The following is a 21,400-nucleotide window of genomic DNA, read 5'->3' as shown; positions in this document are numbered from 1 at the left end:
ATCCTGCGATTGCTTAGTTGCCCGATCATCATGCGCCCGATTCCCCTCATCCTCTTGCTTGCCTCCCTGCTCAGCGCCTGCGCCACCGGCAACGACCCGTCGCGCTCCCGGCAGGTCGCCCAGAGCGGCGCCCTCAAGGTTCACCCCGGCCTGCTCGGCCAGGCGGTACCGACGGAACTGCAAGGAACGAGCCCAGTCGTCACCACGGCCGCCGCAGAACCCGCCGAAACGCCGATGCGCATGGACGAGGAAGGTCTGCGCACGCAACGCAGCGTCTATTTCGACCTCGACCAGGCAGCGATCAAGGCCGATTACGACCCCATCCTGCAGGCACACGCCCGCTACCTGGCGCGCAACCCGCAAACCCGGGTGCGCATTGAAGGCCACGCCGACGAACGCGGCAGCGGCGGCTACAACGACCGCCTCGGCCTGAAGCGGGCGCAGAGCGTGCGCGCCACGCTGCTCGGCCACGGCGCCGGCAGCACCCAGGTCACGGTCAAGACCTGGGGCAAGCGCAAGCCGAAGCTGCTCGGCCGCAACGAAGAAGCCTGGGCGGAGAACCGACGGGCCGACGTCATCTACGAGCAGGACGCAGGCAAATAATGCAAACCAACCCGGCGCCCGCCGGGTTTTTTTTGCACAGTGTTTCGGGAAGGCAAAGCCCCACACGAACCAGAACTAAAGTTATATATTCGCCTCCAAACGGCAACCGCAGCGGATGAGGAAATGCGGCGGAAAAGTCCGGCCAGCAACGCATGCCCCCTGGAGCGAACATGAAAAACAACCAGCCTGTCACGCAGAACGAGGTGCGCCTGGCGAGCGATACCTTCATCGTCTCCCGCACCGACCTCAAAGGCAGCATCACCTATGTCAATAACAGCTTCGTCGAGGTCAGCGGCTTCAGCCGCGAGGAACTGATCGGCCAGCATCACAACATCGTCCGCCACCCGGACATGCCGGCAGCGGCTTTTGCCGACATGTGGAAGACGATCAAGGCTGGCCTGCCGTGGCGAGGCATCGTCAAGAACCGCTGCAAGAACGGCGATCATTACTGGATCGAAGCCTTCGTCGTCCCGATCAAGAAGGACGGCCAAGCGAGCGGCTACCTGTCGATCCGCTCGCCTGCCCCGGCTGACAAACGGGCTGCCGCCGAGGCCGCCTACCGGGCTGCCGGCCAGCAAGGTTCGCTGCCTGCCACCGGCCGCCGGACGCTGAGCCTGCGCGCCCGCATCTGGCTGGCGATGGGCGCCCTGATCGTGCTGATGGCGACGATCGGCCTCGTCGGGCTCGCCAACCTGAAAAGCACTGACGAGGAACTGAACTCGATGTACCGCAACAACCTGGTGCCGTCGAACCTGGTCAACCGGATGATGTTCCTGCTCTCGGACAACCGCTCGCAGATCATGCTGGCCCTGCAGCACGACCCGGGCAGCCAGTTCGCCAAGCTGCACGACCATCCGCTCGACCTGCACGTCGAGGCGACCCTGAAAAACCGCCAGGAGATCAACAGCCTGCTCGAACAACTGCAGGCCATCAAACTCAGCGACAAGGAAACTGCGCTATTGCAGAAATTCGGTGAGGTGCGCGAACGCTACTCCAAGGAGGGCATCAATCTCGCACGTGACCAGCTCAAGCAGGGCTTGTTCATGGACACCAACGTCACCCTGCTGCGCAGCGTCAACCCGCTCTACGCCGAGATGCAACGGGAAGGCAATGCCCTGATCCAGGAAATCTCGGATGCCGCCAACGCCCGCTATGAAGCCGCATTGAGCCACTACTACTGGGTACGCAACCTCAGCATCGGCCTGCTGCTCGGCGCCATCCTGCTGACGCTGATCGGCGGCACGCTGCTGGTGCGTAGCGTGGTCGGCCCGATCCGCAAGGCGATCCACCTCTTCGACCGGATCGCCGAAGGCAAGCTGACCGACGAGATCGACATCGACGGTCGCGACGAGCCAGGCCTGCTGCTGTGCAACCTCGGCATCATGCAGAACACCCTGAAAGCGATGCTTGACGAGATCAATAGTGCCTCGCGCGCCATCGACATCCGCTGCCGCCAGCTGGAAAACCAGATGCGCCAGGTGTCGGCGCAATCCGAGCAGCAACAGGCGAGCGTCGAGGGCGTCGCGGCGGCGACCGAGGAGTTCAGCCAGTCGGTCCAGGAAGTGGCGGCCAACGCACAGGAAACCGCCAGCGCCGCCAGCCAGTCGCAACAGCGGGTCAACGAAAGCAACGCCAACATCAGCCAGAGCATGGCTGCCACGTCGCGGGTGGTCGATGCAGTCGCCGCCTCCAACCAGATCATCGACCAGCTCAACCAGTCGATCGCCAAGATCGGCGACATCACCGGGGTCATTGCCGACATTGCCAGCCAGACCAACCTGCTCGCCCTGAACGCTGCCATCGAAGCCGCCCGGGCCGGCGAACAGGGCCGCGGCTTCGCAGTCGTCGCCGACGAAGTGCGCAAGCTCGCCGAGCGCACCACCAGTTCGACCGCCGACATCAACAAGACGGTCGGCGAAATCCAGTCGGTAACAGCGCAGGCCGTCGCCAGCATGGATATCGCGTCGCAGGAAGTGGAAACCGGCATCGGCAAACTGCGCGACAGCGTCGCTGGCCTCGAAGGCATCACCCTGTCGTCGAGCCAGGTCTCGCAGATGGCCGGGCAGATTTCCGATGCCGCCCGCCAGCAGGGGGTGGCCAGCGAGGAGGTGGCGATCAGCATGCAGCAGATCACCGACCTGATCGAGCAGAACACCAGTGCCGCCCGCCAGGCCAGCCAGGCAGCCAGCGAACTGATGCAGACCTCGCAGACCCTGGCCAAACTGATCGGCGATTTCGAATTTCAGCGCCGCTGAATCCGCGCAGCCAGCGTAAAATCGGGGGCCCGACGGCCCCCGATCTTGTTTCCAGAACCCCGATGCCTCGCTGCCTGCAAACGCTGTTTGCCCTCGTCCTGCTGCTCCTCTCCCCCATCGCTGCCGCCCAGTTGCCGCCGACCGTCGCCCAGGCGCTGCAGGCGGCCGGCATCCGCGACAGCGGCGTCGCCGTCGTCGTCCAGCCACTCGACAGCGCCGCCCCGCTACTCGCCCACAACGCCGAGGCGCTGATGAATCCGGCGTCGGTGATGAAACTGCTCACCACCTACGCCGCGCTCGACCTGCTCGGCCCGGCCCACGTCTGGCAGACCGACGCCCTGGTCGAACGCGCCCCCACGGCCGGCGTCCTTGCCGGCAACCTCTACCTGCGCGGCAGTGGCGACCCCAAGCTGAGCAGCGACCAGCTCTGGTTCCTGCTGCGCCAGTTGCGCGTGCGCGGCATCGAGCGCATCAGCGGCGACATCGTCCTCGACCGCAGCGCCTTCGCGCCAGTCGCTTTCGACCCCGCCGCCTTCGACAACAAGCCGCAGCGCGCCTACAACGTCGGCCCGGACGCGCTGCTGCTCGACTTCCAGGCGCTACGCTTCACCCTGCAACCCGACATCGCCCGGCCGCGCATCCTGCTCGAATCGCCTAGCGCCGACCTGATCGTCGACAACGGCTTGCGTACCAGCGCCGGTCCCTGCCCCGGCGACTGGCGCGACCGCATCCAGCTCAGCGTCAAGCCGGAAGGCGGCGGCCGCCGCCTCGAAGTGCGCGGCAGCTACGCCAAGCAGTGCGGCGAACGCGCCCTCAACCTCGCCCCGCTCTCCGCCGACGCCCACGCCGACGGCCTGCTGCGCGCACTGTGGCGGGAACTCGGTGGCCGTCTCGACGGCCGCGTCCGCAACGGCCGCACGCCGGCCGGAGCGATCCCGTTCGCCCGCCAGGAGTCGGCGCCGCTCGCCGACCTCGTGCGCGACATCAACAAGTACAGCAACAACGTGATGGCTCGCCAGGTCTTCCTCAGCCTCGGCAACGACGGCGCACCGGCCAGTGCCGAACAGGCGCGGCGGCGCGTCGCCGCCTGGCTGGGCACGCGCGGCCTCGACTTTCCCGGCCTGGTGCTCGACAACGGCGCCGGCCTGTCGCGCCAGGAACGGATCAGCGCCAGCCAGCTCAACCAGTTGCTGCTCGACGCCTGGCGCAGCCCGCTGATGCCGGAATTCATCGCCAGCCTGCCGCTGGCCGGCGTCGACGGGACGATGAAGAAGCGCCTCAACGGCAGCCCGGTGGCCGGCCGTGCCCACATCAAGACCGGCACCCTCGACGGCGTACGCAGCGCCGCCGGCTACGCGCTCGACGCCAGCGGCCGGCGCTACGCCCTGAGCTTCCTGATCAACGACCCACAGGCCCAGGAAGGCGGCGCCGCGATCGACGCGTTGCTCGACTGGGTCGCCGCCCGGCAATGAGCCGCCCGACCCTGCCGGCGGCCTGGCTCGACGCCGCCGGCCTCAACCGGCACTACGTCTTCGACCTCGCCGCCCTGCCCGACACACTGACCGCCGCGCTGGCGATCGCCCCCGGCGAGCGGCAACTGATCCTGCTCGGCCACGCCGGCCGTCGCCTCTGGGAATGCGTGCAGGCCGCCGGCAGCAGCGGCGATCACCCGATCGACGACTACACGGTGGCGACGGTCGAGCGCTTTTTCGCCCGATTCCTGCCGCACAGCCGCTACCGCATCGTCTATCCCGGCGGCGCCGCAATTGGCCTGCAGTCGCTCGGCAGCCTGGCCGGCTGGCATCACCCCTCGCCCTTCATGGTCGGCGTCGATGCCGTCTGGGGAAGCTGGCACGCCTACCGTGCCGCCATCGTTGCCGACAGCGCCTTCCAGCCCGGCGGCAGTGCCGGCGGCGACAGCCCCTGCGCCGAATGCACCAGCCGCCCCTGCCTCGCCGCCTGCCCGGCCGGCGCTGCCGGCGAGCCCTTCCAGCTCGCCGCCTGCAGCGCCGAACGCCTGCGCCCCGGCTCGCCCTGCGCCCACCGCTGCCTGTCGCGCCTGGCCTGCCCGGTGGGCAGCGCGCATCGCTACACTGAAACCCAACTGCGGCACAGCTACGGCCACTCGCTCACCATGCTCGAAAAGTGGTCAGTGATGCGCTAGAGTGTGAGCAAGGTGACAAGGGCGGCGTGAACAGCGCCCCAACCATGCAACACAGGGAGATAGCCATGCATCGCCGACAATTCACGCTGAGCGCTCTCGGCCTCAGTATCGCCCCGCGACTGTTCGCTGCCACCAAAACCGGGCGCAAGGTCGTGGTCGCCTTCGCCCAGGACACCATGGCCAACGACTGGCGCGCCGCCCAGGTGCGCGACCTGCGCGAGGCGCTGGCAGTCCGGCCGGAAATCGAGTTCCTGTTCAGCGATGCCGGCGGCGACACCGCCCGCCAGGTGCAGGACATCGAGAACTTTGCTGCACGCAGCGTCGACGTCCTGATCACCAGCCCGCGCGATGCCGAACTGATGCGCGAGCCGATCGCCCGCGTCCATCGCCGCGGCATCCCGGTGATCCTGCTGTCGCGCCGGGTCAATGGCGAGGAGTTCACCCACTTCGTCACCGCCGACAACCGCGCCATCGCCCGCCAGGCGGCACAGCACCTGGCACGCCGGCTGAAAGGCAAAGGCCGCATCCTAGTTCTCCAGCACATCCCGACGACGACCCCTGGGCAACTGCGTACCGAGGGCTTCCTCGACGAGCTGAAGAATCATCCTGGCCTGCAGGTCGCCGCGATCAAACGCGCCGATTCGCAGCGGGCACTGGCCATCCTCAAGGTCGAAGAAGCACTGGCCGAGAAACTCGCCTTTGACGCCATCTACGCCCAGTCGGACAGCATGGCGCTGGGTGCAATCATGGCCCTGAAGAAGAACGGCATCGACCCGAAAACTCTGCCGATCACCGGCATCGACTTCATCAGCGACGCGCGCGCCGCCATCCTCGCCGGCGAACTCGACGCCAGCTTCACCTACCCGACTTTCGGCCGCGAAGGCGCCGAAGCGGCGCTGACCCTGATCGACGGCGGCAAGCCGGCGAGCAAGGAGCGCATCGTTCCCTCAATCACCGTTACGCGTGAGAATGCCGAGCGGGTCAAACCGATTTTCTAGGTGTGCGCAAACTCTCCCTGGCACAGCGCCTCCTCCTGCTGTGGTTTGCCGCGACCATTGCCGTGTTGCTGGTCGCCGGTGGTCTGTTCTCGCTGCTGCGCAGCCAGCAGTTGCAGAGCGAGGACGAAGGCCGGCTGGTTGCCGCCTGGCAGCACCTGGACAGCGAGATCGAATACCGCGCCGGTGAATTGTCCGGGATTGCCCGCCGCCTGGCCGAGTCGGCGGAGTTGCAGGCGACCCTCAACCTGTTTCACGGCTATTTCGCCCGCGAAGGCGGCGACCCCGACATCTTCGATTTCCCGGCCCGCGAACTCGCCGGCCACCTCGCCAACAGCGGTCGCGCCAGCGGACTCGACTGGCTGGTAGCCAACGCCGGCCACGGCAGCATCGCCGGCTATGCCGGGCACCGCCAGTTCTACTGGTCACACGGCAGCAGCGGCAAGCGGCAACTGCTGGCCACCCCGCCCGACGGCAGCGATTTTGCCGCCAGCGACAACATCGCCTTCGGCCGTCCGCCCGACAGCAGCGGCAAGGCCTATCTGACCACCTGCCGCGACCGCCCCGGCATCGCCATTGCCATCGACTACCCGGTGGTCCTCAGCATCCGCCAGATGACGATCGGCCACCTGTCGCTCGGCCGCTGCCTCGACCGCGACTTCTTCGAGCGCCTGGCAGGCGAAACTGGCCTCGCCTACGCCCTCGAAGGCATGCGGCCGCTGAAATCAGCGCAGATGCCGGACGCCCTGCTCGGTCTTAGCGGCAAGCAGCCACTAACCGCAGCCACCGCCTGGCTGCCGGCCTCGCAACTGGGCCGCGCCGGCGACACCGCCTTCGCCAGCATCGCCCTCGATCTTGCCGACGGCAACCGCCAGGAATTGCGTCTGGTCCGTCTCGGCGACCATGCCAGCACGCCGACCGCCGCCCTGATCGGCTCCGGCATGGCCAGCCTCGCCCTGGTCTCGCTTGCCGTCTTCATTGCCGGCCTGCTGTTCATGCGCGACCAGGTGACGCGACCGCTGCAACGCCTGATGGCGGCAGTCGACTCAGCTCGCGCCGGCAACTTCCAGCCGCTCGCCGGCAGCATGCCGGACAACGAGCTTGGACAACTGGGCGCCGTGCTCAACGAAACGATGATGGCGCTGACCCGCGAGCAGACCCACCTGCAAACGCTGGTTTCGACGATTCCCGACCTGATCTGGCTGAAGGATGCCAACGGTGTCTATCTCGACTGCAACCCGCGCTTCGAGGCTTTCTTCGGCGCCGGCAAGGCAGCCATCGTCGGCAAGAGCGACTATGACTTCGTCGACCGGCAGCTCGCCGACTTCTTCCGCGCCAAGGACACTGCGGCAATCGCCGCCGGCGTGCCGACCAGCAACGAGGAATGGCTGACCTTCGCCAGCGACGGCTACCACGGCATCTTCCTCACCACCAAGGCGCCGATGCGCCTGGCCGACGGCCACCTGATCGGCGTGCTCGGCATCGCCCACGACATCACCCCGCTGCGCCAGGCAATGGACGAACTGGCCGAACACCGCGACCGCCTGGAAGAGATGGTCGGCCAGCGCACCGCCCAGCTCGAAGCGGCCAACCGCCAGCTGGCCGAAACCCAGTTCGCGATGGACCGGGTCGGCATCGGCATCCACTGGGCCGACCCAGAAAGCGGGCAAATCACCTACGTCAACCATCATGCCGCCAGCCTGCTCGGCTACACCCCCGAGGAAATGCTCCGCCTGACGGTCAGTGAGATCGACCGCAATTACGACCCGGCGGCCTTTGCCGACGTGGTCCGTCTGGCCCGCGAACAGGGCGCCACCCGCCTCGAAAGCCGGCAACTGACCCGGGACGGCCGGGAAATCCCGGTCAGCATCAGTCTCAACTACCGCGAAGCCTGTGCCGAGCGGCCTGCCAGCCTGATCGCCTTCATCACCGACATCAGCCAGCAGAAGGAAGCGGAAAAGGCCCTGCACGACGCCAAGGAAGCCGCCGAAGCGGCCAACGTCGCGAAGAGCAGCTTCCTCGCCAACATGAGCCACGAAATCCGCACCCCGCTCCACGCCATCACCGGCATGGCCCACCTGATGCGGCGCAGCGGCCTGCCGGACGAGCAGCGGCAACGCCTGGACAAGATCGACATGGCCGGCCAGCACCTGCTGAACATCATCAATGCCATCCTCGACCTGTCGAAGATCGAAGCCGGCAAGTTCGAACTCGACGACGCCGAGGTGCAACCCGGCGCCATCCTCGCCAATGTCGCATCGATGCTGGTCGACAAGGCAGAAGCCAAGGGCATTGCCCTGCTCACCGACAACCAGGCTGGCGCCATCCGCCTGCGCGGCGACGCCGCCCGCCTGCAACAGGCGCTGCTCAACTTTGCCGGCAACGCGGTCAAGTTCACCGAACGCGGCAGCGTCACACTGCACACGCGCGTCGACAGTGACGACGAGAGCAGCGTCCTCCTGCGCTTTGAAGTCGAAGACACCGGGATCGGCATCGACAAGGCCGCCCAGGAACGCCTGTTCAACGCCTTCGAGCAGGCCGACAACTCGATCAGCCGGCGTTTCGGCGGCACCGGTCTGGGCCTGGTCATCAGCCGCAAGCTGGCCCGGGCGATGGGCGGCGACACCGGCGTCGACAGCGAGCCGGGGCATGGCAGCCGCTTCTGGTTCACCGCCCGCCTGCAACGTGCCAGCGGGCTGACGGCGGCGAGCGTGCCGTCAGCGCCCCCGGCCGATGGCAAGCAGGAAGCGGCCGAGCTGGTACTCGCCCGCGATTTCGGCCACTGCCGGCTGCTGCTCGCCGAAGACGAGCCGATCAACCGCGAGGTCGCCCTGGCCTTGCTCGCCGATGCCAGGCTCCAGGTCGACGTCGCCGAAGACGGCGAGCGCGCCGTCGCCAAAGCCAGCAGCCAGACCTACGACCTAGTCCTGATGGACATGCAGATGCCCAAGCTCGACGGCCTCGGCGCCACCCGCCAGATCCGCGCCCTGCCCGGCTGGCAGGACATCCCGATCCTGGCGATGACGGCCAACGCCTTCGCCGAAGACAAGGCGCGCTGCCTGGCAGCGGGGATGAACGACTTCATCGCCAAGCCGGTCGATCCGGAAGTTCTTTTCCAGACCCTGCTGCGCTGGCTGCGCAGCCGGGAAATCAGGCGTTGATCGTCTCGCCGGCGTTGAGCGCCAGCCAGCCACGGACGACGCGGTAGGCGACCCAGAAGCCGAGGCCGAGGATCAACACGAAGGCAATCGGGATGCCGATGATGGTGATCAGGAACAGACCGTATACGCCAAGCCACAGCACGGTGAACCAGAAGGTCCGGATCTGCCAGCGGAAATGGCTTTCCAGCCAGGTACCGCGGACTTCGCTGCGCATCCAGTAGTTGAGGAAGACGCCGAGCAAGGACGGCAGCCCGAAGACGAAACCGCCGACGATGGTCGCCGACGAGGTGACCCCGATCAATACGGCGATGGCGTGCAGGCCGTAGATCAGATGGGTGACATTGACCAGCGACGGACGGACGCCGCCGGGGCCGGATTCGATCGGTGGGTTCATGGCTTCTCCTCGGCCAGCATCTTCTGCAGGAACAGCGCCTGGCCGGCGGCCGGGTCGAGCACGTAAGGCGCGAAACCGGCGAGCTGGTAGGAGGCCATCGCCTTGTGATTGTTCGACAGCACTTCCAGCGTCAGCTTGCAGCAGCCGAGCGCGCGCGCCCTGGCTTCGGCCCAGGCCAGCAGCGCCTGGCCGATGCCCTGGCGGCGGTGCTCGCGACGCACGACGATGTCGTGGATGTTGAGCAACGGCCGGGCGGCGAAGGTCGAAAAACCGGCGAAGCAGTTGATCAGCCCGACCGCTTCGTCGGCGGCCAGCGCCAGCCCGCCGTGGAAGAAAGGCACGCCCTTGAGGCCATCGACCAGCGCCGCCTTCACTTCTGGCTTGAGGCCATTGCCGCCGCCCATCGGGTCCTGAGCGTAGTGGTCAAGCAGGTCGAGCAAGGCCGCGGCGTGCGCCGCATCGTTGAGGTCGAGATCGACGACGCGCAGGTTCATAAGCCGAGGCTCCCCCAGAGGTTGTCTACGCGCTGCTTCACATCCTTGTCCATGACGATCGGCCGCCCCCACTCGCGGTTGGTTTCGCCCGTCCACTTGTTGGTCGCGTCGATCCCCATCTTCGAGCCGAGGCCGGCGACCGGGCTGGCGAAATCGAGATAATCGATCGGCGTGTTGTCGACCAGTGTCGTGTCGCGCACCGCGTCGAAGCGCGTGGTCATCGCCCAGATCACTTCCTTCCAGTCGCGGATGTCGATGTCCTCATCGACGACGACGATGGTCTTGGTGTACATGAACTGGCGCAGGAAGCTCCAGATGCCGAACATGATGCGCTTGGCGTGGCCGGGGTAGGCCTTCTTGATCGAGACAATGGCCATCCGGTACGAGCAGCCTTCCGGCGGCAGGTAGAAATCGACGATCTCCGGGTACTGCTTCTGCAGCAGCGGGACGAACACCTCGTTGAGCGCCACGCCCAACACCGCCGGTTCGTCGGGCGGCTTGCCGGTGTAGGTGCTGTGGTAGATCGGCTTTTTCCGCATGGTGATGCGGTCGATGGTGAACACCGGGAACTCGGCCTGCTCGTTGTAATAGCCGGTGTGGTCACCGTAGGGCCCTTCGAGCGCTTTCTCGCCGGGATGGATGTGGCCTTCCAGCACGATTTCGGCGGAAGCGGGCACTTGCAAACCGGAGCCGAGGCACTGCGTCAGTTCAGTCTTGCCGCCACGCAGCAGGCCGGCGAACTGGTATTCGGAAAGGCTGTCCGGCACCGGCGTCACCGCGCCGAGGATGGTCGCCGGGTCGCAGCCGAGCACCACCGCCAGCGGGAAAGGCTGGCCCGGGTTGGCCTGCTGGTGATCGCGGAAGTCGAGCGCGCCGCCGCGATGCGCCAGCCAGCGCATGATCACCTTGTTTGGCCCGAGCACCTGCTGGCGATAGATGCCGAGATTCTGCCGGTTCTTGTGCGGGCCTTTGGTCACCACCAGACCCCAGGTGATCAACGGCGCGACGTCGCCCGGCCAGCAATGCTGGATCGGCAGGCGCGACAAATCGACATCCTTGCCCTCCCAGACGACTTCCTGGCAGGGCGCGTTGCTGATCTTCTTCGGCGCCATGTTGAGCACCTGCTTCAGCACCGGCAGCTTGTCCCAGGCGTCCTTCAGACCCTTGGGCGGTTCCGGCTCCTTCAGGTAGGCGAGCAGCTTGCCGACCTCGCGCAGCGCCTGCACCGATTCCTCGCCCATCCCGAGGGCAACGCGCTTCGGCGTGCCGAACAGGTTAGTGAGCACTGGCATCTCGTGTTTTCGGCCGCCGGTCGTCGCCTGCTCGAAAAGCAGCGCCGGACCGCCGGCGCGCAGCACGCGGTCGCCGATTTCGGTCATTTCCAGATGGGTGTCGACCGGCACGCCAATGCGCTTCAGTTCGCCGGTCTTTTCCAGTTGCGACAGGAAGTCGCGCAAGTCATGGTATTTCAAGAAAACTCCGTCGCCCGGGATTCAGACTTCGCCGAGCAGCATGCCGTAAACATAGGCCGACAGCGCGAAATGAGCGTGGCTGTCGGTTTCGACGAAACTCAGGCCCCACAGCACCGGCATCGCCGGATCGTCGCGGTTGTCGGCGAGCGAACGAATTTCGCACAGTACCGAGAGATAGGTTTCCAGCCCCTGGATGGCGAGCTTGAACTTGAGGCGGACCTTCTCGCCGATCGGTGCCAGCCGCTGCTTGGTGCGCAAGGCGGCGCCGGTGGCGCTGAGGTTGCAGATCTTGCCCGAAGCCTGCGGCGCATCGCGGTCGACGAACTCGATGGCGGCGATCATCTGCACGTCGATGCGCGGGCTCTTGCGCACTTCCTGGACGCGCAGGTCACGCGGGTAAGCCAGGTGCATGTGCGGGAAGGGCACCGAGGTCTGTCTGACCAGCGTCGTCGAGAAGGCGAAGGCGCGCTGTCCGGAGAAGAAGCGGCCGACGAAGGATTGTCCGTCGCGCAGCATCATCAGGCCGCCGGCGCTTTCCGGCGGGGTGACGATGATCCCCTTGTTCTTCTGGTAGCCGATCAGGAAGACGACGTAGCGCGGCTGTTCCGGCGAGACTTCGAGCTGGATCGCGTCGCCGACGCGGATGCGCGAGGTGTCGAAGGCGACATCGCGCGCCTGCTTCTCGGCGTTCGACAGCAGGCGGTAGACGCCGGGGGAAACCAGCGCGTCGATCGCCTCCAGCGTATCGAAAATCTCGCCCTGACGGCGAATCTGCTCGCGGGCCTCGTTGTAGAGATTCCAGCGCAAAGGCTGGCCGACCACGATGTCGCCGAGCCCGACCCGGGCAAAATTCCCCTCATTCACTGCCATGCCTTACCTCATACCCAGTAACTGGCGACCAGCCCCGCGAAGATCGCGGCCCCCACCCGGTTGTTGTCGAGAAAGGCCCTGAAGCAGGGCATGCGCTCCCGACCGCGGATCCAGAAGAAATGCCTGAGCATCATACCTGCGGCCAGCGCCAGCCCCAAGTAGAAGGGCCAGGCCAGACCGCGCTGCGCGCCGACACCGGCGAGGATGGCCAGGGTCACCGCGTAGCAGCCCATGACAGCGGCAACGTCGAAGCGGCCGAAGGTGATCGCCGAGGTCTTGATGCCGATCTTCAGGTCGTCGTTGCGGTCGACCATCGCGTATTCGGTATCGTAGGCGACCGCCCAGAAGATGTTGGCGAGCAGCATCCACCAGGCTTCCGCCGGCACCGTCGCGAGCTGCGCCGCGTAGCCCATCGGGATGCCGAAACCGAAGGCGATGCCGAGGTAGGCCTGCGGAATGGCAAGGAAGCGCTTGGTGAAAGGGTAGCTGGCGGCCAGGAAGACGGCCGGAATCGACAGCCAGATCACCAGCGGTTTGCCAAGCGCAACAACCAGCGCGAAACTCGCCAGGCAGAGCACGGCGAACAGCGCCAGCGCCTCGCGCGTGCTGACCCGGCCGGCGGTCAGCGGCCGCTCGCGGGTGCGCTCGACGTGCTTGTCGAAATCGCGGTCGGCATAGTCGTTGATGACGCAGCCGGCAGAACGCATCAACAAGGTGCCGAGGGCGAAGACCCAGACGACGATCCAGTCCGGCCGCCCGTCGGCGGACAGCCACAGCGCCCAGAAAGTCGGCCAGAGCAGCAGCAGGGTGCCGATCGGCTTGTCCAGCCGCATCAGTTTTTCGTAGAGGTCGAGCCGGGTGCGCAAGGCCTGCCAGTTCATGGCCGCCCCTCAGTGTACGACCGGGCGCTGGGCGCGCTGCCAGGCGATCACTGCCTGCCCGGAATGCGCCAGGATGGCCTGGTAACGCTCGGCCGGCAGCGCTTGGCGCAACGCGGCGAACAGCGTTTGCGTCGCTTCCTGCGCCACGGTCGATGCCGAATTATCCTGCAGCAGGCGAATCTGGATGCTGGCCAGGGCGTCGGCCAGCAGGCGCCAGCCGAGTTCCGGCATGCGCTGGTCAAGCGCCAGCATCAGGCCGCCCAGCGGGCGGACGATGTTTGCCGCTTGCTCGCCGGTCTCGCAGGCCGCCATGGCGTGCCACAGGGCGAGGTGGATGGCGCGCCGCAATTCGATCTTGAAATCGATCGCCGCCGCCTCGTCGCCGTCGAGTTGCGCGAAAAAGCGCTGGAAACGGGCGTCGGCCTGGGCGTCGAGCGCGCTGCGCAGGGCGCCGACCAGGGCCGTCAGCGCCGGGATCGCCGTCAGCTGGAAGGCCTGGCTGTAGGCCAGCCCCCACTGGTCGAGGCCGCTGATCAGCAGGGCCAGGCGCAGGGCGCGCCCGTCGTCGCTGCCGGCAGCCCGGCACCAGTTGCTGCAGCGGCTGCCGAGATCGGCGAGACGCGCCGTGTCGTCGGCGTCGTCGCTACTCACCGCCTGCCGGAAAACGCCGGCAAACACATCCTGCGCCATACGCGCCGCCTGGCGCTGCAGATCGGTATCGGCTAGGCCCGCCAGGGAATCGGCGGGAATCGACGAAGAAAGGCTCATCTTCAAATCCACGACATGGAAAACGCCTATTCTAACCGCTCAGCGGCGCTCGCCCCGGAGCGCCAGCACGCTTTCGAACAGTCGTTCCGGCGTCGCCGCCGCGGCATCCAGCGGCGCCCCGACCTTGAGCCCGATGGCCGAGAACATGCCGCGGCGGAACGGCGTCTTCATCGCCACCCCGTCGATGCGCGAGAAGAAACTGCCCCACAGCCCGGACAACGCCATCGGCACCACCGGCACCGGGTTGGCGGCGAGGATGCGGGCAACGCCCGGCCGGAAGGGCTGCAGCTCGCCGTCGGCGGTGATGTTGCCTTCCGGGAAGATGCCGACCAGCTGGCCGTCGGCGAGCGCCGCCGCGACTTCGGCGAAGGCCTTTTCCATCAACGCGGGATCTTCCTTGGCCGGGGCGATCGGGATCGCCCCGCAGTGGCGGAAGACGAAGCCGAGCAGCGGCGTGCGGAAGATGCGGTGGTCCATGACGAAACGGATCGGCCGCGGCGACGCCCCCATCAGGATCACCGCGTCGGCGAAGCTGACGTGGTTGGCGACGAGCAGCACCGGCCCGTTCAGCGGAATGTGCTCGACGCCCTCGCAGCGCAGCCGGTACACCGCCTTGACCAGCAGCCAGGCGACGAAGCGGAGCAGGAATTCCGGCACCAGCCCGTAGATATACACCGCGACCAGCGCGTTGAGCAGCGCCGCGATGCCGAACAGCGCCGGGATCGACAGCCCGGCGCCAAGCGCCGCCGCCGCGCCGAGTGCGCCGACGACCATGAACAGCGCATTGAGGATGTTGTTGGCGGCAATGATCCGGGCACGGTGCGCCGGCTCGCTGCGCGACTGCACCAGCGCGTAGAGGGGAACGATGAAGAAGCCGCCGAACATGCCCAGCATCAGCAAGTCGAACAGCACGCGCCAGACCGCCGGCAGACTGAGCAAGGCCGTCAGCTCGTGCGCCGTCGTGCCGACCAGGCCGACCGGCGACGCGAAGTAGAGGTCGATGCCGAACAGCGTCAAACCGATCGAGCCGAAAGGCACCAGGCCGATCTCGACATGCTTGCCGGACATCCGCTCGCAGAGCAGCGAGCCGACGCCGATGCCGACGGTGAAGATGGCGAGCAGCAGCGTCACCATGGTCTCGCCGCCGCCCAGCACGTTCTTCGTGTAGGCCGGGAACTGGGCGAGGAACAACGCGCCGTAGAGCCAGAACCAGGAGGCACCGAGGATGGAGAGGAAGACGCTGCGGTTGCCGCGGGCGAAGTTGATGCTGCGCCAGGTTTCGCTCAGCGGGTTCCAGTTGATCCGCAGTTCCGGCGCCGGCGGCGGCGCCTTCGGGATGCCGCGGCTGTAGAGATAGCCGAGCACGGCGACCGCCAGTCCGCCGATCGCGATCCACATCGGCTGGGCGACGCTGCCGGCGAGCAGGCCGCCGGCCAGGGTGCCGATCAGGATCGAGACGAAGGTGCCGGCCTCGATCAGCGCGTTGCCGCCGACCAGTTCGTCGGCATGCAGGTGCTGCGGCAGGATCGCGTACTTGACCGGCCCGAACTGCGTCGATTGCAGGCCGAGCAGGAACAGCGCGGCGAGCAGCCAGGCCAGGCTGTGGAGCGCGAAACCGACGGCGGCGATGCCCATGATGAGGATTTCCAGCAGCTTGGAAAAGCGCGCCAGCGCCGCCTTGTCGTACTTGTCGGCGAGCTGGCCGGCGGTCGCCGAAAAGAGGAAGAAAGGCAGGATGAAGATGCCGGCCGCCAGGTTGCCCAGAAGTTCCGGCGCGATGCTCGTCCATTGCGCCGCCTGGAAAGTCAGCAGGACGACCAGCGCGTTCTTGTACAGGTTGTCGTTGAAGGCGCCGAGGAACTGGGTGCCGAACAGCGGCCCGAAACGTTTTTCCTTGAGGAGTCCGAATTGTCCGCTCATGCGCGCTGGCCCGAAAAGATGCGGCGGGTGTCGAACACCGCCGGCGAAAAGGAATGCCCCTGCCAGTTGAGCAGGCGCTTGAGAACGAAATCGAAGAGTAGCGGATTGTGCTCGCGCAGCGCGTCGAGATCGACGACCGCGCCCTTCGGCAGCAGCCCGGCGCGGGCCAGCGTCGCCGCCGAAATCAGCGGCAGGATGCCGGGCAGCGGGTAGTCGGAACCGTGCAGCAGGCGCGGGTGCAGATCGACGCGTTCGAGCAGGGTGCGGATCACCGCCGGCTGGCGATTACGCAGCGCGATCGCCGAGATGTCGCCGTACAGCAAGTCCTTGGCGCGCGGCTCGGCCATCGCCTTGAGGAAGAGGTCGAAGCTGGGGCGCACGCTGCCGTCGTCGTCGAGGTCGCTGCCCATGGTCGCGCAGTGGGCGACGACGACCTTGACGCCGAGGTCGAGCGCCCGACGCAGACGCAGCGGGTTGCCGAAGGCCTGCGTGTCGCTGCCCCGCACCGCCTGCTCCTCGCCGCAATGAACGATCAGCGGCGTGGCGGATTCGGCCAGCACGCGATAGAAGGCATCGCACTTCGCGTCGGCCGGGTCCATCCCCTGCGCCGCCGGCAGCCACTTGACGGCGCGGGCGCCGCCGGCAATCGCCTGTTTCAGGTCGTCGACCGCCGTCGCGTGGTAGGGATGCAGCGACGCCACCCATTCGAAGCGCGCCGGGAACTCGCGCGCCAGCTTGGCCGCCCAGGCGTTCGGCACGTAGAAGGCCGAATGCTCCGGGTGCGCCTGGCCGGCCGCGTCGTGGAAACGCTCGAAGGCGAAGAGCATGACCTTGAAGCCTTCCGGCATCGCCTCGCACAGGTTGAGCAGGCGCGCCGTGTAGGCGGCATCGACGGCACCCGGCGCATCGTGCGCGCAGCCAGCGTTCATGTAGAACAGGCGCTGCGCGTAGTGCAGCGGATGCAAGGGCGACGACAGTTGCGGCCCGACCTCGATGCCGCTGCCGCCGTCGCCCAACCCGGCGAGATGAACGTGACAGTCCCACAGCCCGGCCGGATCGATGCCGGCCCAGGCCTGCTGCAGCCAGGGACTGTCGAGCAGGCGGACGGGAATCGCCGCGCGGCAGGGATTGACCACCACCGGTTTGGCCAGGCTGGCACCGGCGGCAGCCAGGGCACCGCCAGCCGCCAGCAGGCCGAGCCAACGGCGGCGTTGTGGATTGAATTGCATCACGCCGCCTCCGCCATCTGTTTCAAGGTCACATAATCGATCTTGCCGGTGCCGAGCAGCGGCAGCGCCTCGACCCGGACGATCTTGCGTGGCACCGCCAGTTCCGGCAGGCCGAGTTCGCGCGCCTTGCTGGCCAGCGCCTCGCGGGCCAAGGCCGGGTCGGTGGTGAACAGCACCAGCGCCTCGCCCTTGCTTTCGTCGGGCTGGCTCGACACCGCGTGCGGCTTGTCCGGCGCGGTGGCGATGGCGAGTTTCTCGACCACTTCCAGGCTGACCATCTCGCCGGCGATCTTGGCGAAGCGTTTGACCCGGCCGACGATCTTCACGAAACCCTCGTCGTCGATGTCGACCACGTCGCCGGTTTCGTACCAGCCGTCGCCGGCCGCCGAGGCCGGCGGCTGCAGTACGCCCGGCTGTTCGGCCTTGAGGTAGCCGGCCATGACGTTCGGACCGCGCACGTGCAGGATGCCGCCGTTGTCTATGCCCGGCACCGGCACCAGCTTGTGCTCGATGCCCGGCAGCAGGTTGCCGACGGTGCCGGTTTTGTACGCCATCGGCGTGTTGACCGCCAGCACCGGCGCCGTTTCGGTGGCGCCGTAGCCTTCGAAGATGCGCACGCCGAACTTTTCGAACCACTGGCTGCGCACCGCTTCGGAGAGCTTCTCGGCGCCGGCGACGACGTAGCGCAGCCGGTAGAAATCGTAGGGATGGGCGAACTTGGCGTAGTTGCCGAGGAAGGTCGAGGTGCCGAAGAGCACGGTGCAGTTGCGGTCGTAGGCAACCTCCGGGATCACCCGGTAATGCAGCGGCGACGGGTAGAGGAAGAGGTTGGCGCCGGTCAGCACCGGCAGCAGCGCGCCGGCGGTTAGACCGAAGCTGTGGAAGATGGGGAGCGCGTTCAACACCTTGTCGTCGACCGAGAAGTCGATCACCGCGCGAATCTGCGCGATGTTGGCAAGAATCGCCCGGTGCGGCAGGACGACGCCCTTCGGCTTACCCTCGGAGCCCGAGGTGAACAGCACCACCGCCGCGTCTTCCGGCGAGGCGTGCAGCTCAAAGGCGTGCGGGAAGCGGATCGCCCACAGCACCAGCCACAGCTTGTCGGCGAGGCCGATGCGCTCGCGGATGTCTTCCAGGTACAGGAGTTCGATGCCCCGCAGCCCGGCCAGCTTGTCGCCGAGCTTGGCCTGCTCGACGAAGGCGCGCGAGGTTACCACCGTCTTCACCTCGGCGGCGGTGCAGGCGGCCTGCATGGCGTCGGTGCCGGCGGTGTAGTTGAGCATCGCCGGCACGCGCTTTCTGGCGGTGAGGCCGAAGATCAGGCCGATGGTCGGCACCAGGTTGGGCAGCAGCAGGCCGACCTTCTCGCCCGGCCGCGACACGCGCTCGATCTGCCGGCCGAGAATCAGCGCCATCTTCAACAGGTCGTTGTACGAATACTCGATCTGCTTCACGTCCTCCAGCAGGCGCCGGCCGCGTCCATACACCCGGGCCGCGTCACACAGCGCGCCGTACAAGGTCTGGGTGGGGCGCGAAGCGAAGATCATCTCCTGCATCAGCTTGCGCATCTGCTCGCCGGCCTTGCGCCGCCGCTGCTTGGCGGTGGGCGCCTCGGGCATCGGGAAATGCGCTTCCGGCAGCACGGTCAGGCGGATTTTCGGAAAGATCACCTTCGGGTAACTGCCCGACAGGCGCGAGAAGTAGGAGCGCGACGCGCCATCGACGCGCACCGGGATCACCGTCGCGCCGGTCTTCGCAGCGACGAAGGCGGGGCCGTCATAGACCTTCATCAGCGAACCGGTGCGGGTGATCCGCCCTTCCGGGAAGATGACCACCGGCCGCCCGGATTCAATCAGCCGGATCACCTTCTTCATCGCCATCGGGCTGGTCGGATCGACCGCCAGGTAATCGACCTGCGACAGCAACAGGCGGAACCAGAAATTGTTGGCCACCCCGGTATGCACGACGAAAACCGGATCGAGCGGCAGGTAGAGGCCAAGCAGCAAGCCATCGAGGAAGGACTCGTGGTTGGCGACGATCAACAGCTTGCGCTGCGAAAAATCGGACTGCCGGAAGCGCACATCGACGCGGAACAGCAGGCCGACCAGCAGCCGCAGAAAAGGACGCAGCAAGGCACGCATCAGGTGGACTCCCGGACGTAATCGAGCACGTTGGTGAAAGTGGTTTCCAGCGCCTGGCGGTCGATCCAGAACCACACCTCCTTGCCGATCTTCTCCGAAGCCAGCACCCCGGCCTCGTGCAAGACCTTCAGGTGATGCGACACGGTCGACCGCGCCAGCGTCGACACCTCGGCAATCTGCCCCACATTGAGCCGCTCCCCCGGCTCGAACAGCAACAGGATGCGCTGCCGATGCTCATCGCCCAGGGCAACGAAGATCCTGGACATGACGGCCCACTGGGGGGGAATGGTTTGGCTGTAGTCGTTTTTCATGTCGATAAGTTTAGTTATATCGACATGATGGAGTCAAGGGAAATTTCGGGGAGTGCTCTCGTCCGCAGCTCAAGTTGAGACTTTCGCAGCTTAGATCGAGATAGCAAACCGTTGTGCCACAATGATCTGCAGGGTTTTTTGTTGCTCAGCTTGACGAAAAACCTCGAAATCAGGCGATTTGAGTTTTTTCGATCACGTTCCAGAAACACCTGTCGCCAATACAATCTGAGCGCGTTCAAGAACGACTCTTCACCTGTTGGGCGGCGGAGCAACGGCAGCTCATCGATTGCAGCGGCCGTTAAAGGCAAATGTTGAATGCGAACTGTTCGGCCAAAGCTGCCATCTAGAAAACGAGCTGCCGATGGCAGCCATACACGAAACTCCGGACATACCCACACGTCTCGGCGCCATGAGGTACTACGACAAAAATCGAAATTGCCTATCGGTCGCGTGACTTGCGCATCGAAGGGCGACACCTTGACCGCTACGGAGGCAGGTCTGGATTTACTGCCTACGAGCCCGTGTCCGTTTCGCGTGTTCTCGCTATCGATTGAGAACAGGTAGTAGCCGTTCTGGCCTGCAAGGCTGGCTTGGTAGAAAAAGACAATTGCGGCAGAGAATATTGATCGAAAAAACATAGAAGACGGCCAGATCATGAATGCCATGGATATATCACAACTGATTTTCCTGTTACTCTCACGGTATGTTTGATCTCTACTGGCAGTTTGAGGCCATAAACTGACAAAAAGTTAAGGGATTCAGGGGGCATGGTTGGATACATCAAGTGGAGCGCCAAGTAGTAACCCTCTTGCTGCAGCCCAGCGTGAAACGTCTGGTGCGCAAACGTTCGAGAAATACGAATACCAGTACCACTGGGCACTGTGCCGGATTCTTGGCGCTCACGAAGCCGCTGATGATTACGTAGTCTTCATAGAGCTTCATGAGGATGTTGTGCTGGCCACATCCACCAATGAGACCGTTGCAAGGTTCGAATTCAGCCAGGTTAAAAATGTACTTGAATCTGGTTGGACCGCTAAAAGGATCACTTCCGTACCCAAAGCGACAGCCAAGAAGGTAACAAACTCAATTCTCGGCAAAATGATCCAAGGGGTTCGTGCAAAACCCTTCGTTGATAAGCTCAACTCTCTCGACCTTGTGGCCACTTGCGGCTTCAATTTGCCGCCCAAAACAGAAGGCCTGAAGCTTTCGATCATCACGATCGGAGATCTTCACGATGACTGCTTGAAAGACATCCAAGCAGCAATCGACAAGGAGCTAAGTACCTACCCCCTCCCTAAATCACTGAGGTTCGTTACTCCTGACTTGCCCGCAACCGGATTTCAAGATGCTGCGATTGGTCGAATCTCCAGATTGGTCGACGTAATTGCACCGGGGGCCATGTGCAACGCCTCAACGATCTATCGAGTGCTGATTGACGACTTGCACCGTAAGGGAACGGTATCTTTTGACTTTACTGACTGGAACAACCTCGTAAAGAACAAAGGGACGACCCACAGCGAGGTTGCGCAGGTTATCTCGTCCAATACAGAAAAGAAGGGATTCGAGGCCTTCGAGAGAGACTTAGACGACATCCTTAAGGATCTCGAATTGAAATCTAACGATTAAGGTTAGATCGTGATCGCGAAGCGAGCCGCGATCTGAACCGGTTGTTGAACAAGCCCGGCTCGGTTTCTCTGGAAACAGCTTTTTGTGGTCAGCCCGGAAACCGGGCTGAAGGTCCG

The 21,400-nt window shown here is 65.4% G+C and carries 18 protein-coding genes; 7 read left to right on the top strand and 11 right to left on the bottom strand.

Going from position 1 to position 21,400, the window contains the following annotated elements; translation table 11 throughout:
* The first annotated feature begins 30 nt into the window (after positions 1-30).
* The 6 genes from ACE3OV_RS09645 to ACE3OV_RS09620 all read left to right on the top strand — a co-directional run bounded on the left by ACE3OV_RS09645 (position 31) and on the right by ACE3OV_RS09620 (position 9,178).
* Positions 31-603 carry an OmpA family protein gene (locus tag ACE3OV_RS09645; protein WP_374326824.1) on the top strand — a complete coding sequence of 191 codons (573 nt, stop codon included), beginning with the start codon at positions 31-33 and terminating at the stop codon, positions 601-603.
* Between the two features lie 170 nt (positions 604-773).
* The gene (locus ACE3OV_RS09640) at positions 774-2,858 is read left to right on the top strand and encodes a methyl-accepting chemotaxis protein (RefSeq protein ID WP_374326823.1); all 2,085 of its coding nucleotides are present in this window, start codon (positions 774-776) and stop codon (positions 2,856-2,858) included.
* 62 nt (positions 2,859-2,920) lie between these two features.
* Positions 2,921-4,330: a D-alanyl-D-alanine carboxypeptidase/D-alanyl-D-alanine-endopeptidase gene (dacB, locus tag ACE3OV_RS09635; RefSeq protein ID WP_374326822.1), complete on the top strand. Its 1,410-nt coding sequence runs from the start codon at positions 2,921-2,923 to the stop codon at positions 4,328-4,330.
* A complete protein-coding gene (locus ACE3OV_RS09630) occupies positions 4,327-5,022 on the top strand; it encodes a hypothetical protein (protein WP_374326821.1) in 696 nt (231 codons plus the stop codon). Before dacB ends, ACE3OV_RS09630 begins: the two co-directional genes overlap by 4 nt.
* Before the next feature lie 65 nt (positions 5,023-5,087).
* Entirely contained in the window at positions 5,088-6,020 is a 933-nt protein-coding gene (locus tag ACE3OV_RS09625; RefSeq protein WP_374326820.1) for a substrate-binding domain-containing protein, read from the top strand.
* 2 nt (positions 6,021-6,022) lie between these two features.
* Complete coding sequence (locus ACE3OV_RS09620; RefSeq protein ID WP_374326819.1) at positions 6,023-9,178, top strand: PAS domain S-box protein; 3,156 nt, start codon at positions 6,023-6,025, stop codon at positions 9,176-9,178.
* Here ACE3OV_RS09620 and ACE3OV_RS09615 read toward each other — a convergent pair.
* The 11 genes from ACE3OV_RS09615 to ACE3OV_RS09565 are packed head-to-tail and all read right to left on the bottom strand — an operon-like array spanning position 9,168 to position 20,323.
* Positions 9,168-9,572, bottom strand: a complete 405-nt coding sequence (locus ACE3OV_RS09615; RefSeq protein WP_374326818.1) for a DUF4870 family protein — start codon at positions 9,570-9,572, stop codon at positions 9,168-9,170. The two genes, ACE3OV_RS09620 and ACE3OV_RS09615, sit on opposite strands and share 11 nt — an antisense overlap.
* On the bottom strand, positions 9,569-10,066 hold the full coding sequence (locus ACE3OV_RS09610) for a GNAT family N-acetyltransferase (protein ID WP_374326817.1): 498 nt from the start codon (positions 10,064-10,066) through the stop codon (positions 9,569-9,571). The genes ACE3OV_RS09615 and ACE3OV_RS09610 overlap by 4 nt, the downstream gene beginning before the upstream one ends.
* A complete protein-coding gene (gene ubiD / locus ACE3OV_RS09605; protein ID WP_374326816.1) occupies positions 10,063-11,538 on the bottom strand; it encodes a 4-hydroxy-3-polyprenylbenzoate decarboxylase in 1,476 nt (491 codons plus the stop codon). Before ubiD ends, ACE3OV_RS09610 begins: the two co-directional genes overlap by 4 nt.
* 21 nt (positions 11,539-11,559) lie before the next feature.
* Positions 11,560-12,408 carry a flagellar brake protein gene (locus ACE3OV_RS09600; RefSeq protein ID WP_374326815.1) on the bottom strand — a complete coding sequence of 283 codons (849 nt, stop codon included), beginning with the start codon at positions 12,406-12,408 and terminating at the stop codon, positions 11,560-11,562.
* Between the two features lie 8 nt (positions 12,409-12,416).
* Entirely contained in the window at positions 12,417-13,289 is an 873-nt protein-coding gene (gene ubiA, locus ACE3OV_RS09595; RefSeq protein WP_374326813.1) for a 4-hydroxybenzoate octaprenyltransferase, read from the bottom strand.
* A gap of 9 nt (positions 13,290-13,298) precedes the next feature.
* Entirely contained in the window at positions 13,299-14,057 is a 759-nt protein-coding gene (locus ACE3OV_RS09590) for a hypothetical protein (protein ID WP_374326812.1), read from the bottom strand.
* Positions 14,058-14,096: 39 nt separating this feature from the next.
* On the bottom strand, positions 14,097-15,977 hold the full coding sequence (locus ACE3OV_RS09585; RefSeq protein WP_374326811.1) for an MFS transporter: 1,881 nt from the start codon (positions 15,975-15,977) through the stop codon (positions 14,097-14,099).
* Complete coding sequence (locus tag ACE3OV_RS09580) at positions 15,974-17,206, bottom strand: amidohydrolase family protein (protein WP_374326810.1); 1,233 nt, start codon at positions 17,204-17,206, stop codon at positions 15,974-15,976. Before ACE3OV_RS09580 ends, ACE3OV_RS09585 begins: the two co-directional genes overlap by 4 nt.
* Complete coding sequence (aas, locus tag ACE3OV_RS09575) at positions 17,206-19,347, bottom strand: bifunctional acyl-ACP--phospholipid O-acyltransferase/long-chain-fatty-acid--ACP ligase (RefSeq protein ID WP_374326809.1); 2,142 nt, start codon at positions 19,345-19,347, stop codon at positions 17,206-17,208. The genes ACE3OV_RS09580 and aas overlap by 1 nt, the downstream gene beginning before the upstream one ends.
* Positions 19,347-19,658 carry an ArsR/SmtB family transcription factor gene (locus ACE3OV_RS09570; protein WP_374326808.1) on the bottom strand — a complete coding sequence of 104 codons (312 nt, stop codon included), beginning with the start codon at positions 19,656-19,658 and terminating at the stop codon, positions 19,347-19,349. Before ACE3OV_RS09570 ends, aas begins: the two co-directional genes overlap by 1 nt.
* 14 nt (positions 19,659-19,672) lie before the next feature.
* Positions 19,673-20,323 (bottom strand): hypothetical protein, encoded by a 651-nt coding sequence (locus ACE3OV_RS09565; protein ID WP_374326807.1) that lies wholly within the window; start codon positions 20,321-20,323, stop codon positions 19,673-19,675.
* A 106-nt stretch (positions 20,324-20,429) separates the two neighbouring features.
* Between ACE3OV_RS09565 and ACE3OV_RS09560 the strand changes: the two genes are divergently transcribed.
* Entirely contained in the window at positions 20,430-21,284 is an 855-nt protein-coding gene (locus ACE3OV_RS09560) for a DUF4297 domain-containing protein (RefSeq protein WP_374326805.1), read from the top strand.
* Positions 21,285-21,400: the final 116 nt, after the last annotated feature.

This window comes from Azonexus sp. (assembly GCF_041909095.1).
Taxonomy (GTDB): Bacteria; Pseudomonadota; Gammaproteobacteria; order Burkholderiales; family Rhodocyclaceae; genus Azonexus.
Note: the sequence above shows the minus strand (reverse complement) of the source record. Positions and strands in the feature narration are given on the sequence as shown.

Bases quoted from the DNA above. Each gene is read 5' to 3' on its own strand.
- ACE3OV_RS09645 (WP_374326824.1), top strand. From the start codon at position 31: ATGCGCCCGATTCCCCTCATCCTCTTGCTTGCCTCCCTGCTCAGCGCC.
- ACE3OV_RS09640 (WP_374326823.1), top strand. From the start codon at position 774: ATGAAAAACAACCAGCCTGTCACGCAGAACGAGGTGCGCCTGGCGAGC.
- dacB (WP_374326822.1), top strand. From the start codon at position 2,921: ATGCCTCGCTGCCTGCAAACGCTGTTTGCCCTCGTCCTGCTGCTCCTC.
- ACE3OV_RS09630 (WP_374326821.1), top strand. From the start codon at position 4,327: ATGAGCCGCCCGACCCTGCCGGCGGCCTGGCTCGACGCCGCCGGCCTC.
- ACE3OV_RS09625 (WP_374326820.1), top strand. From the start codon at position 5,088: ATGCATCGCCGACAATTCACGCTGAGCGCTCTCGGCCTCAGTATCGCC.
- ACE3OV_RS09615 (WP_374326818.1), bottom strand. From the start codon at position 9,572: ATGAACCCACCGATCGAATCCGGCCCCGGCGGCGTCCGTCCGTCGCTG.
- ACE3OV_RS09610 (WP_374326817.1), bottom strand. From the start codon at position 10,066: ATGAACCTGCGCGTCGTCGATCTCGACCTCAACGATGCGGCGCACGCC.
- ACE3OV_RS09600 (WP_374326815.1), bottom strand. From the start codon at position 12,408: ATGGCAGTGAATGAGGGGAATTTTGCCCGGGTCGGGCTCGGCGACATC.
- ubiA (WP_374326813.1), bottom strand. From the start codon at position 13,289: ATGAACTGGCAGGCCTTGCGCACCCGGCTCGACCTCTACGAAAAACTG.
- ACE3OV_RS09590 (WP_374326812.1), bottom strand. From the start codon at position 14,057: ATGAGCCTTTCTTCGTCGATTCCCGCCGATTCCCTGGCGGGCCTAGCC.
- ACE3OV_RS09585 (WP_374326811.1), bottom strand. From the start codon at position 15,977: ATGAGCGGACAATTCGGACTCCTCAAGGAAAAACGTTTCGGGCCGCTG.
- ACE3OV_RS09580 (WP_374326810.1), bottom strand. From the start codon at position 17,206: ATGCAATTCAATCCACAACGCCGCCGTTGGCTCGGCCTGCTGGCGGCT.
- aas (WP_374326809.1), bottom strand. From the start codon at position 19,347: ATGCGTGCCTTGCTGCGTCCTTTTCTGCGGCTGCTGGTCGGCCTGCTG.
- ACE3OV_RS09570 (WP_374326808.1), bottom strand. From the start codon at position 19,658: ATGAAAAACGACTACAGCCAAACCATTCCCCCCCAGTGGGCCGTCATG.
- ACE3OV_RS09565 (WP_374326807.1), bottom strand. From the start codon at position 20,323: ATGGCATTCATGATCTGGCCGTCTTCTATGTTTTTTCGATCAATATTC.